The sequence below is a fragment of the Enterobacter hormaechei subsp. hoffmannii genome (genome assembly GCF_001729745.1).
GTDB lineage: Bacteria > Pseudomonadota > Gammaproteobacteria > Enterobacterales > Enterobacteriaceae > Enterobacter > Enterobacter intestinihominis.
Map to the genome: position 1 here is coordinate 1540194 of NZ_CP017186.1, position 13527 is coordinate 1553720.

A 13527-nucleotide genomic window follows, 5' to 3' on the forward strand; every position below is an offset into this window, starting at 1 on the left:
GAGTTCTACCACTAAAAGGCAGCAATCATGTCTACTCGTCGTTTTTCCACTACCGCACTTGCCGTAGTGTTGGCTTTAACGTTTGCAACGGCTCCGGCCATGGCTAATCCTGGAAACGGGAATGGCGGTGGCCACGGAAACGGTGGCGGACAAGGTAATAGCGGCAATCATGGTAACGGGAACGCTGGTAACCATGGTAATAAGCACAATACCGGCCAGGATAATCCAGGGAAATCGGATAAGAGCTTTAAAAACAGCAACGATGTTGGTCATGATGTTGACGTCCGCGTGAGCTTCGATCATGCCCGCCATCTGGCACTGAATTACGGCTTAACGGGCTACGACTCTCTGCCTCCGGGTATTGCGAAAAACCTGGCGCGCGGTAAGCCACTGCCTCCGGGCATTTCGAAGAAAACCGTGCCAGCCGATATGCTGGGTCAGCTTCCTTCTTATCCGGGCTATGAATGGCGCGTGGTGGGTGACGACCTGGTCTTAATTGCGCTGAGTACCGCGATTGTGACTTCCGTGATTAACGGCGTCTTTAAATAGAATATAAAAAGGCCCGGTTTTCACCGGGCCTTTTCGTTAATACATGACCTTGTGGCCATACTGCTCAAGAATACCTTTGACGCGCTCCATCGTCTCTTTTTTCGGCGGCTTCACGCCATCGAGCTTGTACTCTTCACCCATTGCCACCCATTTGTGTTTACCCAGCTCGTGATAGGGCAGGAGTTCAATTTTCTCCACGTTACCCATATCCCGGGTAAATTCGCCCAGACGATGTGCAGAATCATCATCATCTGACCAGCCCGGTACTACCACGTAGCGGATCCAGGTCTTGACGCCTTTGTTGGCAATGTATTTGGCAAATTCCAGCGTACGGTGGTTTGAGACGCCAACCAGATTCTGGTGGATCTCATCGTTCATCTGCTTGAGATCGAGCATCACCAGATCGGTCACTTCAAGCAGTTCATCAATAACCGGATCGTAACGGCGCACAAAGCCGTTGGTGTCGAGGCAGGTATGAATACCTTCTTTATGGCAGGCGCGGAACCAGTCGCGCACAAATTCAGCCTGAAGAATAGCTTCACCGCCGGATGCCGTCACGCCACCACCGGACGCGTTCATGAAGTGGCGATAGGTCACCACCTCTTTCATCAGATCCTCAACGGTGACTTCTTTACCGCCATGGGTGTCCCAGGTGTCACGGTTATGGCAGTACAGGCAGCGCATCAGGCAGCCCTGGAAGAAAGTGATAAAGCGGATCCCCGGGCCATCGACGGTGCCACAGGATTCAAAGGAGTGAATGCGACCAATAATTGACATTGCGGTGATATCTCCGAATTTGGCCCATCCGGGGGCCTATGTAGATGCACAGCTCAAAGGCTATGTCGAGTCTGTTTTGGCTGTTATCCATTAAGTATAGATAGCGGACAAAAGAGACTGATGAAGCGAGGGTGTTAAAAAGGCCCCACTTGCGTGGAGCCTTTATTGTACGCTTTTTAACGCGTGATTTCAGTCAATTCCACTTACATGGACTGAGTGAAAGTACGGGTGATAACGTCCTGCTGCTGTTCTTTCGTCAGGGAGTTAAAACGTACTGCGTAGCCTGATACACGAATGGTCAGCTGAGGATATTTCTCAGGATGTTCCATCGCGTCGAGCAGCATTTCACGGTTCATCACGTTCACGTTCAGGTGCTGACCACCTTCAATGGACGCTTCGTGGTGGAAGTAACCATCCATCAGACCCGCGAGGTTAGTTTTACGCACTTCGTCATCTTTACCCAGCGCGTTTGGCACGATAGAGAAGGTGTAAGAGATACCATCTTTTGCGTATGCAAACGGCAGTTTAGCAACGGAGGTCAGAGAGGCAACCGCACCTTTCTGGTCACGACCGTGCATTGGGTTAGCACCTGGGCCGAATGGCGCGCCAGCACGACGACCGTCTGGGGTGTTACCGGTTTTCTTACCATACACAACGTTAGAGGTGATGGTCAGAACAGACTGAGTCGGGATAGCGTTACGATAGGTAGTGAGTTTCTGAATTTTCTTCATGAAACGTTCTACCAGGTCAACCGCCATGTCATCAACGCGAGCGTCGTTGTTACCAAACTGCGGATATTCGCCTTCGATTTCGAAGTCGATAGCCAGACCATCTTCGTCACGAATTGGTTTAACTTTCGCATATTTGATTGCAGACAGGGAGTCAGCCGCAACGGACAGACCTGCGATACCACACGCCATGGTGCGAACGACGTCACGGTCGTGCAGCGCCATCAGAGAGGCTTCGTAGCTGTACTTGTCGTGCATGTAGTGGATGACGTTCAGCGCAGTGACATACTGCTTAGCCAGCCAGTCCATGAAGTGATCCATGCGCTCCATCACTTCGTCGAAGTTCAGAAGGTCGCCTTTGATCGGTTCAGACTTAGGACCAACCTGCATTTTCAGTTTTTCGTCAACGCCGCCGTTGATTGCGTACAGCATGGTTTTCGCCAGGTTTGCACGCGCACCGAAGAACTGCATTTGCTTACCAACAACCATTGGGCTTACGCAGCACGCGATAGCGTAGTCGTCGTTGTTGAAGTCCGGACGCATCAGGTCATCGTTCTCGTATTGCAGAGAAGAGGTGTCGATGGACACTTTAGCGGCGAATTTCTTGAAGTTCAGCGGCAGTTTTTCAGACCACAGAACGGTGATGTTCGGCTCCGGAGAAGGACCCATGGTGTACAGGGTGTTCAGGAAGCGGAAGCTGTTTTTGGTTACCAGAGTACGGCCATCTACGCCCATACCGCCGATAGATTCGGTTGCCCAGATTGGGTCACCAGAGAACAGCTCATCATATTCTGGAGTACGCAGGAAACGAACCATACGCAGTTTCATGACCAGGTGGTCAATCATTTCCTGAGCGTCTTGCTCGGTGATTTTGCCTGCTTTGATATCGCGTTCGATATACGCATCCAGGAAGGTGGATACGCGGCCGAAGGACATTGCTGCACCGTTCTGAGACTTAACCGCGGCCAGGTAGCCGAAGTAGGTCCACTGAATAGCTTCCTGAGCGTTGGTTGCAGGACCAGAGATATCACAGCCGTATTTAGCCGCCATCTCTTTGATCTGACCCAGCGCACGGTGCTGTTCAGCAATCTCTTCACGCAGACGGATAGTCGCTTCCAGGTTTACGCCGTTTTCCAGGTCAGACTGGAGAGAGACGAACTGCGCGTATTTGTCTTTCATCAGGAAGTCGATACCGTACAGCGCAACGCGACGGTAGTCACCGATGATACGGCCACGGCCATAGGCATCTGGCAGACCGGTCAGAACGCCAGATTTACGGCAGTTCAGAATGTCTTTGGTGTAAACATCGAATACACCCTGGTTATGGGTTTTACGGTATTCGGTGAAGATTTTTTTCAGCATTGGGTCCAGCTCGCGGTTATACGCTTTGCAGGAACCTTCAACCATTTTAATGCCACCGAACGGGATGATTGCGCGTTTCAGTGGTGCTTCAGTCTGGAGACCAACGATTTTCTCAAGGGCTTTGTTGATGTAGCCAGCATCGTGAGAAGTGATGGTAGAAGCAACGGAGGTGTCAAAATCAACTGGCGCGTGAGTGCGGTTTTCCAGTTTAACGCCTTCCATTACGCTGTCCCACAGCTTGGTGGTTGCATCAGTCGCACCAGCCAGGAAGGATTCGTCACCTTCATACGGGGTATAGTTTTTCTGAATGAAGTCACGGACGTTGACTTCATTCTGCCAGTCACCTTTCGTAAAACCTTCCCAGGCTGTGGCTAACTTTTCATTAAGCTCGGACATGTAACACCTACCTTCTTAAGTGGATTTTTTATTTACTGCCTGAGACAACCATTAATGATGATCGCCGCCACGCAGGTAAATGACCCAGTATGTCAACCCAACTAACAGACCCCCACCGATAATGTTCCCGATAGTGACGGGGATCAGGTTATCAGTAATGAAATTCATAATAGTCAGGTGTGAAAAACTTTCCGGGGTTGAACCAACAGCAGTCCAGAACTCCGGGCTTGCAAAGTTGCGGATAACAATCCCCATCGGGATCATGAACATATTCGCAATACTGTGCTCAAAGCCGCTGGCAACAAACATCGCAACCGGCAGAACCATAATCATGGCTTTATCCATCAGGCTACGACCAGAGTAGCTCATCCAGACCGCCAGGCAGACCATCAGGTTTGCAAGGATGCCGAGAGCAACGGCTTCGATAAATGTATGGTGCATTTTGTGGTCGGCGGTTTGCAGGACGTTAAGCCCCCAGCCGCCGTTGGCGGTCATGTACTCGCCAGAAAGCCACATCAACAGAACAAAGAGCAGACAGCCAATCAGGTTGCCAACGTAGACGTTGAGCCAGTTGCGCCCCAGTTGACCCCAGGTAATTCTTCCGCTGGCTTTTGCCACAACAATCAGCACCGTTGAGGTGAAGAGGTCGGCGCCGCAGATGACGCAGAGGATCAGGCCCAGTGAGAAGCAAATACCACCAATCAGTTTCGCTATGCCGAAAGGCATCCCGGCAGTGCCGGTGGTGGCTGTGATATAGAAGACGAAAGCGATGGAGATGAACACCCCAGCCGTAATGGCCAGAAAGAACGTCGTCATCGGATGTTTCGTTGCTTTGTAGACACCCGCTTCTTCGGCAACTTTCGCCATCGCAGCGGGGAGTAATAGATCAAAAGGGTTGTCAGCTTTCACACTAACTCTCTCTTTATTAAGTCGGCGACGAGATACTAACAAAGCATTATAGAAGAGAAATTGATATAGATCATATCTCGCCTGGCTTATAGGCCCGCAGTGTGTATGGTTTTACAGCAAAAGCGGAGTAAGTATTTGATTATCCTTATAAAAATAAATTTTAAAAGTTATGAAAAGAGTTGAATTTTTTCCTTCAGCCTCCCGTGGAACAGTTAATTAAAATGGAGTATTTATTAGAATTAGTAACAGTAAAGCCCAGGTAAGCGTTTTTATATTTACCCGTGGTTAACTTAATTATTACAATTAAACGTCATTGCGGAAAAATAAAAAAAAGGGGCAATGAAATTGCCCCGTAATATAGCTCAGGCGATTGAATACGCCTACAGCCATTAATGTTATATGCGCTTATTTTGACCAGTAAGCGGCTTTAGCCTTCTGCAATTTTTCATACGCATTCAGCAGCGACTGATGCGCCGGGAAGGCTTTCAGATCGCTGTCAACCGCTTGCAGGCCATAGAACGGTTCTTCACCGCTCAGCGCCGCGCTGGCAGCTTCAACGGCATCTGCACCGTACATGCGGACGAAGGCGTTCAGATACAGCAATGGCTCGCGGTCGTCTTCCTGAGAAAGCAAGAGCAGCGTTTGCAGGCAACGGTAATAGTTAGTGCGCTCGGCGGAGAAGACGGACTGGTTAAACTCCATCGTCCACTCGGTCCAGGCCAAAGCCTGATCCAGATCGCCGCCCGCCAGCGCCAGCATCGCTTTTAGCTCGCCGATGCGCAGCGTGTACCAGCCGTTATCTTTTCCGGTTGCTAGACCCAGCAGTTCGCGTACGCGGGTGAAATCATCGTGTCCTTCTTCGTCCAGTTGGGCGATCAGGTTCAGATAATCTTCTTTATCCCACTCGCTGCCCGGCAGGGCCAGCAGGGTTTCACGCAGATGCGCGCCCATGCTGTTGTTCGCCAGCCACAGATCTTCTGCCGGATAGATGTCCGACATACCCGGCACAATAATACGGCACGCATAAACGCCGAGGTGTTCATAGTCGGCAATATAGACTTCCTGATCTTCCGCGTTGAAGATCGCCATCAGGGTGGCGAACTCTTCTTCCGTCGTACCGGCAAAGCTCCAGTCCACGAACGGATAGTCCGCGTCCTGTTTGAACATATCCCAGGAGATCAAACCGCTGGAGTCGATGAAGTGCGTTTCGAGGTTGGTGTGCTCGGCGACTTCTTCGTCATCAAAGGTTGGCGGGGTGAAGACGTCGAGATCTTTCAGGCTACGACCTTGCAGCAGTTCGGTCACGGTACGCTCCAGCGCCACGCCGAAGTCCGGGTGCGCGCCGAAAGAGGCGAAGCAGGTGCCATTTGCCGGGTTAAACAGTACCACGCAGATAACCGGATATTTGCCGCCCAGAGAGCCGTCATAAGCAAAGATTGGGAAACCTTCCGCTTCCAGTTTGGCGATGGATTCCACCACGCCCGGGTAGCGCGCCAGCACGTCAGCCGGGATCTCCGGCAGGCTGATGGATTCAGCAATAATACGGTTTTTGATGTGACGCTCGAAAACTTCAGACAACCCCTGTACACGCGCTTCGTTACGGGTGTTACCGGCAGACATACCGTTAGACACATACAGATTGCCAACGATGTTCATTGGAATGTAAACGGTCTGCTCGTCAGACTGACGGGTGAACGGCAGGGCGCAGATACCACGATCCTCATTGCCGGATTGCAGGTCGATCAGCATGCTGGCGGTCAGTTCGTTTTCCGGATCGTAGAACGCGCGCAGGCGGGCATCAAGAATGCCTTCCGGCAGTTCGTCGTCTTCGGGTAGCGGGAACCATTTTTCGTTCGGGTAGTGAACGAACGGGCCGTTGGCAATCGTTTCACCCAGCCAGAAGTCGGCGAAGAAATAGTTGGTGGACAGACGCTCAAAATACTCACCCAGCGCAGAGGCCAGTGCCGCTTTTTTGGTCGCGCCTTTGCCGTTGGTGAAGCACAGCGCACAGTCTTTGTCGCGAATATGCACGGACCAGACGTGAGGCACCGGATTCAGCCAGGAGGCTTCTTCGATATTAAAGCCCAGGTCGGTCAGTTTCTGCTGGAAGCGAGCGATGGAATCTTCCAGAGCGGCGTCTTTGCCGGGGATAAACGTTTGAGTCATGGCGTTCACTTTTATCGTACGTAAAGCGCGCAATGATACGGGTTTTGCGTGACGGGTGCTATCTCCGGCGAAAATAAATGGCTGGGCTATGCTTATAAGCAGTAACCTACTGTTAAGGCATAAAAAAATGAAAGCATTTGATCTCCAGCGGATGGCGTTTGATAAAGTCCCACCTGAGTTTTTAGGCGAAGTGGCGTTGCGTAGCCTGTACACCTTTGTACTCGTCTTCCTGTTTCTGAAAATCACCGGACGTCGCGGCGTGCGGCAGATGTCACTGTTTGAAGTGCTGATTATCCTGACGCTGGGTTCGGCGGCAGGGGACGTAGCCTTTTATGACGATGTGCCGATGGTGCCGGTTTTTATCGTCTTCGTGACGCTTGCGCTGCTGTACCGGCTGGTCATGTGGCTGATGTCGAAAAGTGAAAAACTGGAAGATCTGTTCGAAGGAAAACCGGTGGTGATTGTCGAAGATGGTCAACTGGCCTGGGAGAATGTGCAAAGCGCCAATATGACGGAGTTTGAGTTCTTTATGGAGCTACGTATAAGCAGCGTTGAACAACTGGGGCAGGTGCGTCTGGCGATTATGGAAACGAACGGTCAAATCAGCGTCTATTACTATCCTGACGATGAGGTCAAGCCGGGCCTGTGCATACTGCCGGATATGCTTATCGAGCGATACAAAACCGTCCCTGATGCGGGCCAGTATGCTTGCATAAAATGCAGCCATGTGGTGGTCATGCAGGCGGGCGATCATCAATTATGCCCTCGCTGTACAAATCCAGAATGGACGAAGGTTAGCCGGGCTAAACGCATTACCTGACAGCGATTTTGTCGGTTTTGCGACAACGGTACGGCAGATTGTTTTGTGTGACGAGGGGCACATTTCTTCGGCCATAAGTTTTAGACATTGCGGCGCGTGTCACTGAATGATAAAACCGATATCCACAGTTATAACTTATGGCTTTTAGCGTGGTGAGGGGAAATGGCTCAAGTCTTTAATTTCAGTTCAGGTCCGGCAATGTTACCGGCAGACGTGCTCAAACAGGCTCAACAGGAGCTGTGTGACTGGAACGGTCTGGGTACGTCGGTGATGGAAGTTAGCCACCGGGGTAAAGCGTTTATTCAGGTGGCGGAAGAGGCAGAAAAGGATTTTCGCGATCTGCTGAACATTCCCTCGAACTACAAAGTATTGTTCTGTCACGGCGGTGGACGCGGTCAGTTTGCGGGTATTCCGCTCAATCTACTGGGCGACAAATCCACCGCTGATTACGTTGATGCCGGCTACTGGGCGGCCAGTGCGGTAAAAGAAGCGCACAAATATTGCACGCCGAACGTTATCGATGCCAAAGTGACCGTTGACGGTATGCGCGCCGTGAAGCCGATGAGTGAGTGGCAGCTTTCTGACAACGCCGCGTATCTTCATTACTGCCCGAACGAAACCATCGACGGTATCGCTATTCACGAAGAGCCAGACTTTGGCGAAAATGTCATTGTGACGGCGGACTTCTCCTCCACCATTCTGTCCACGCCGCTGGACGTCAGCCGCTACGGCGTCATCTACGCGGGTGCCCAGAAAAACATCGGTCCTGCGGGTCTGACTATCGTTATCGTGCGTGAAGACCTGCTGGGGAAAGCCCATAAGTCTTGCCCGTCAATTCTGGATTACACCGTCCTGAACGACAACGATTCCATGTTCAACACTCCACCAACGTTCGCCTGGTATCTCTCCGGCCTGGTCTTCAAATGGCTGAAGCAAAAAGGCGGCGTGGCGCAGATGGACAAGATCAATCAGCAAAAAGCTGAACTGCTGTACGGCGTGATCGACAAGAGCGATTTCTACCGTAACGATGTCGCCAAAACTAACCGTTCGCGCATGAACGTGCCGTTCCAACTGGCGGACAACAACCTGGATAACGTGTTCCTGGAAGAGTCCTTCGCGGCGGGTCTGCATGCGCTGAAAGGTCACCGTGTGGTAGGCGGTATGCGTGCCTCTATCTATAACGCGATGCCGCTGGAAGGCGTTAAAGCCCTGACTGATTTCATGATCGACTTCGAACGTCGTCACGGTTAATTGGCTGTTTTTCACCCCCGCAGCGTTCCTGCGGGGTTTTTATTATGTTGAGTTGAGAGTTAAGTTTCATGGAATCCCTGACGTTACAACCTATCGCGCGGGTAGATGGCACCATTAATCTGCCTGGTTCAAAAAGTGTCTCGAACCGCGCTCTGCTGCTGGCAGCTCTGGCAAACGGCACCACCGTCCTTTCCAACCTGCTGGACAGCGATGACGTGCGCCATATGCTCAATGCACTGAAAGCGTTGGGCGTTCAGTACGCGCTGTCAGACGATCGTACCCGTTGTGAAGTCACCGGTAACGGCGGCGCATTACATTCCGCTGAAGCGCTGGAGCTTTTCCTGGGTAACGCCGGTACGGCGATGCGTCCTCTGGCCGCTGCGCTGTGTCTTGGGAGCAACGATATTGTGCTGACCGGCGAGCCGCGCATGAAAGAGCGTCCGATCGGCCACCTGGTCGATGCCCTGCGTCAGGGCGGCGCGCAGATTGATTATCTTGAGCAAGAAAATTACCCGCCACTGCGTCTGCGCGGTGGTTTCACTGGCGGTAATGTTGAGGTTGACGGTAGCGTCTCCAGCCAGTTCCTGACGGCACTGCTGATGACCGCACCACTGGCTCCAAATAATACCGTGATTAGCATTAAAGGCGATCTGGTCTCTAAGCCGTACATTGATATCACGCTGCACCTGATGAAAACCTTCGGCGTTGAGGTGGAAAACCAGTCTTATCAGCGCTTCGTGGTGCGCGGGGCACAGCAGTACCAGTCTCCGGGCAACTACCTGGTTGAAGGGGATGCGTCATCCGCCTCCTATTTCCTTGCCGCAGGCGCGATTAAAGGCGGTACGGTAAAAGTGACGGGCATTGGCCGCAACAGCGTGCAGGGCGATATCCGTTTTGCTGACGTGCTGGAAAAAATGGGCGCGGTGGTGACCTGGGGCGATGACTTCATCTCCTGCACCCACGGTGAGCTGAACGCCATCGACATGGACATGAACCATATTCCTGACGCGGCAATGACCATCGCCACCGCTGCGCTGTTTGCGAAAGGCACCACCACGCTGCGCAACATCTATAACTGGCGCGTAAAAGAGACTGACCGCCTGTTCGCAATGGCAACCGAGCTGCGTAAAGTGGGGGCGGTGGTAGAAGAGGGCGAAGACTACATTCGCGTCACGCCGCCGGCAAAACTGCAATTTGCAGAAATTGGCACCTACAACGATCACCGCATGGCGATGTGTTTCTCGCTGGTGGCGCTGTCAGATACGCCAGTCACCATCCTTGACCCGAAGTGCACGGCGAAAACCTTCCCGGACTACTTCGAACAGCTGGCGCGCATTAGCACCCTGGCCTGACGATCGTATGCCGCATCTCCTGATGCGGCATTTCCTTACGCTTTCTGACAGTCATCCTCTTTCATTTCTTCTACACTCTGCTTCAATCATTCCGTAATTTGCACGCAAAGGTAACAGTTGCGCACGTTGGCGCGTATAATGCGCGGCGTTCATGTAAACGGTATGCCTTAATTAAGGAGAAAAAGATGACGGCAATTGCCCCGGTAATCACCATTGATGGGCCAAGTGGCGCAGGGAAAGGTACTCTGTGCAAAGCGATGGCGGAAGCATTGCAATGGCATCTTTTAGATTCGGGAGCAATCTATCGCGTGCTGGCGCTGGCTGCGCTGCATCATCATGTAGATGTTGCGTCTGAAGAAGCGCTGGTACCGCTGGCTGCACATCTGGATGTGCGCTTTGTCTCTACTGATGGCAACCTTGAAGTGATCCTGGAAGGGGAAGATGTCAGCGGTGAAATCCGTACGCAGGAAGTGGCCAATGCGGCCTCTCAGGTGGCGGCTTTCCCACGCGTTCGTGAAGCGCTGTTACGTCGCCAGCGCGGTTTCCGCGAAGCGCCGGGGCTGATCGCCGACGGCCGCGACATGGGAACCGTGGTATTCCCTGATGCGCCAGTGAAAATTTTCCTTGACGCTTCTTCGGAAGAACGTGCTCAACGCCGCATGCTTCAGTTGCAGGAAAAGGGGTTTAGTGTTAACTTTGATCGCCTTTTATCCGAGATAAAAGAGCGCGATGACCGCGATCGTAACCGCGCCGTCGCACCACTTGTTCCCGCGCAAGACGCATTAGTGCTGGATTCAACCAGTTTAACTATTGAGCAAGTGATTGAAAAAGCGCTACAATATGCGCGCCAAAAACTGGCACTCGCGTAATCGCGACCGATTTAGCAGTACCCCCGCTGCAATGGATTGACGGCGGGTATGTGAAACAACCCCATCCGGCACGGAGCCAGGTGGACGTTAATATTAACCTGAAGATTAAACATGACTGAATCTTTTGCTCAACTGTTTGAAGAATCCTTAAAAGAAATCGAAACCCGTCCGGGTTCCATCGTTCGCGGTGTTGTTGTTGCTATCGACAAAGACGTAGTACTGGTTGACGCCGGTCTGAAATCTGAGTCCGCCATCCCGGCTGAGCAGTTCAAAAACGCCCAGGGCGAGCTGGAAATCCAGGTAGGTGACGAAGTTGACGTTGCTCTGGACGCAGTAGAAGACGGCTTCGGCGAAACCCTGCTGTCTCGTGAGAAAGCTAAACGTCACGAAGCATGGATCACGCTGGAAAAAGCTTACGAAGAAGCTGAAACTGTGGTCGGTGTTATCAACGGCAAAGTTAAAGGTGGCTTCACTGTTGAGCTGAATGGTATTCGTGCGTTCCTGCCAGGTTCTCTGGTAGACGTTCGTCCAGTCCGTGACACCCTGCACCTCGAAGGCAAAGAGCTTGAGTTCAAAGTAATCAAGCTGGACCAGAAGCGTAACAACGTTGTTGTTTCCCGTCGTGCCGTTATCGAATCCGAAAACAGCGCAGAACGCGATCAGCTGCTGGAAAACCTGCAGGAAGGCATGGAAGTCAAAGGTATCGTTAAGAACCTCACTGACTACGGCGCATTCGTTGACCTGGGCGGCGTTGATGGCCTGCTGCACATCACCGACATGGCGTGGAAACGCGTTAAGCACCCAAGCGAAATCGTGAACGTGGGCGACGAAATCACTGTTAAAGTGCTGAAGTTCGACCGCGAGCGTACTCGTGTATCCCTCGGCCTGAAACAGCTGGGCGAAGATCCATGGGTAGCTATCGCTAAGCGTTACCCAGAAGGTACTAAACTGACTGGTCGCGTTACCAACCTGACCGACTACGGCTGCTTCGTTGAAATCGAAGAAGGCGTTGAAGGCCTGGTCCACGTTTCCGAAATGGACTGGACCAACAAAAACATCCACCCATCCAAAGTTGTTAACGTTGGTGATGTAGTGGAAGTGATGGTTCTGGATATCGACGAAGAACGTCGTCGTATCTCCCTGGGCCTGAAGCAGTGCAAAAACAACCCATGGCAGCAGTTCGCGGAAACCCACAACAAGGGCGACCGTGTTGAAGGTAAAATCAAGTCTATCACTGACTTCGGTATCTTCATCGGCCTGGACGGCGGCATCGATGGCCTGGTTCACCTGTCTGACATCTCCTGGAACGTTGCAGGCGAAGAAGCAGTTCGTGAATACAAAAAAGGCGACGAAATCGCAGCAGTTGTTCTGCAGGTTGACGCAGAACGTGAACGTATCTCCCTGGGCGTTAAACAGCTCGCAGAAGATCCGTTCAACAACTGGGTTGCACTGAACAAGAAAGGCGCAATCGTAAACGGTAAAGTGACTGCTGTTGACGCTAAAGGCGCAACCGTAGAACTGGCTGACGGCGTTGAAGGTTACCTGCGCGCTTCCGAAGCTTCACGTGACCGCGTTGAAGATGCAACTCTGGTTCTGAGCGTTGGTGACGACGTTGAAGCTAAGTTCACCGGTGTTGACCGTAAGAACCGTGCAATCAGCCTGTCTGTTCGTGCTAAAGACGAAGCTGATGAGAAAGATGCAATCGCAACTGTGAACAAACAGGAAGATGCAAACTTCTCTAACAACGCAATGGCTGAAGCTTTCAAAGCAGCTAAAGGCGAGTAAGTTCAGGTTCGCACCATCATTTGAGCTGTAACGCATTTACAGCGCGAAGGATGGAGAGCAGACTTGACAGATTGCAGGATTCGTCCTGTAATCAATAACAAAGGGCGGCTACGGCCGCCCTTGTTTAATAAGCTGTTCAGCTAATGGGTTTGAAAGGAACCGGAGGAATCATGACCAAGTCAGAATTGATTGAAAGACTTGCCAGTCAGCAACCGCATATCCCTGCCAAGGCTGTGGAAGATGCCGTTAAAGAGATGCTGGAGCATATGGCTACCACTCTTGCCCAGGGCGAGCGCATTGAAATCCGCGGTTTCGGTAGTTTTTCCCTGCACTATCGTGCACCACGTACCGGGCGTAACCCGAAGACTGGCGATAAAGTGGAGCTGGAAGGAAAGTATGTTCCGCACTTTAAGCCGGGTAAAGAACTGCGCGATCGCGCCAATATTTACGGTAACTGAGTTTAATCATCAGGGTTAAACTGAGTTTAAAGAAAGCACCTTAGGGTGCTTTTTTTGTATCCCGCCCCTGCATTTCTGAATACGCGCCGCATTCTCATTTTCTCC

At 51.9% G+C, this 13527-nt stretch carries 11 protein-coding genes; 7 read left to right on the forward strand and 4 right to left on the reverse strand.

Features of this window, described 5'->3' with window-relative positions:
- Positions 1 to 27 precede the first annotated feature (27 nt).
- A complete protein-coding gene (locus tag BFV65_RS07195; protein WP_069596406.1) occupies positions 28 to 549 on the forward strand; it encodes an anti-virulence regulator CigR family protein in 522 nt (173 codons plus the stop codon).
- Between the two features lie 36 nt (positions 550 to 585).
- Here BFV65_RS07195 and pflA read toward each other — a convergent pair whose 3' ends face one another.
- From pflA to ycaO, 4 genes are all read right to left on the reverse strand, one after another.
- Positions 586 to 1326: a pyruvate formate lyase 1-activating protein gene (pflA, locus tag BFV65_RS07200; RefSeq protein ID WP_003858250.1), complete on the reverse strand. Its 741-nt coding sequence runs from the start codon at positions 1324 to 1326 to the stop codon at positions 586 to 588.
- Positions 1327 to 1529: 203 nt separating this feature from the next.
- Positions 1530 to 3812 (reverse strand): formate C-acetyltransferase, encoded by a 2283-nt coding sequence (pflB, locus tag BFV65_RS07205; protein ID WP_022647624.1) that lies wholly within the window; start codon positions 3810 to 3812, stop codon positions 1530 to 1532.
- A 51-nt stretch (positions 3813 to 3863) separates the two neighbouring features.
- Positions 3864 to 4721 (reverse strand): formate transporter FocA, encoded by an 858-nt coding sequence (focA, locus tag BFV65_RS07210; protein WP_017384832.1) that lies wholly within the window; start codon positions 4719 to 4721, stop codon positions 3864 to 3866.
- Between the two features lie 405 nt (positions 4722 to 5126).
- Positions 5127 to 6887, reverse strand: coding sequence for a 30S ribosomal protein S12 methylthiotransferase accessory factor YcaO (gene ycaO, locus BFV65_RS07215; RefSeq protein ID WP_069597089.1), 1761 nt, complete (start codon positions 6885 to 6887; stop codon positions 5127 to 5129).
- Between the two features lie 127 nt (positions 6888 to 7014).
- On the opposite strand from ycaO, the gene BFV65_RS07220 reads away from it, so the two are divergent.
- From BFV65_RS07220 to ihfB, 6 genes are all read left to right on the forward strand, one after another.
- Entirely contained in the window at positions 7015 to 7707 is a 693-nt protein-coding gene (locus BFV65_RS07220; RefSeq protein WP_023299721.1) for a DUF421 domain-containing protein, read from the forward strand.
- 162 nt (positions 7708 to 7869) lie between these two features.
- A complete protein-coding gene (serC, locus tag BFV65_RS07225; RefSeq protein WP_022647627.1) occupies positions 7870 to 8958 on the forward strand; it encodes a 3-phosphoserine/phosphohydroxythreonine transaminase in 1089 nt (362 codons plus the stop codon).
- Positions 8959 to 9026: 68 nt separating this feature from the next.
- On the forward strand, positions 9027 to 10310 hold the full coding sequence (gene aroA, locus BFV65_RS07230; protein ID WP_069596407.1) for a 3-phosphoshikimate 1-carboxyvinyltransferase: 1284 nt from the start codon (positions 9027 to 9029) through the stop codon (positions 10308 to 10310).
- 185 nt (positions 10311 to 10495) lie between these two features.
- Entirely contained in the window at positions 10496 to 11179 is a 684-nt protein-coding gene (cmk, locus tag BFV65_RS07235) for a (d)CMP kinase (protein WP_015570968.1), read from the forward strand.
- 111 nt (positions 11180 to 11290) lie between these two features.
- The gene (gene rpsA / locus BFV65_RS07240; protein ID WP_003858235.1) at positions 11291 to 12964 is read left to right on the forward strand and encodes a 30S ribosomal protein S1; all 1674 of its coding nucleotides are present in this window, start codon (positions 11291 to 11293) and stop codon (positions 12962 to 12964) included.
- Between the two features lie 170 nt (positions 12965 to 13134).
- Positions 13135 to 13422 (forward strand): integration host factor subunit beta, encoded by a 288-nt coding sequence (gene ihfB, locus BFV65_RS07245; protein WP_003858233.1) that lies wholly within the window; start codon positions 13135 to 13137, stop codon positions 13420 to 13422.
- Positions 13423 to 13527: the final 105 nt, after the last annotated feature.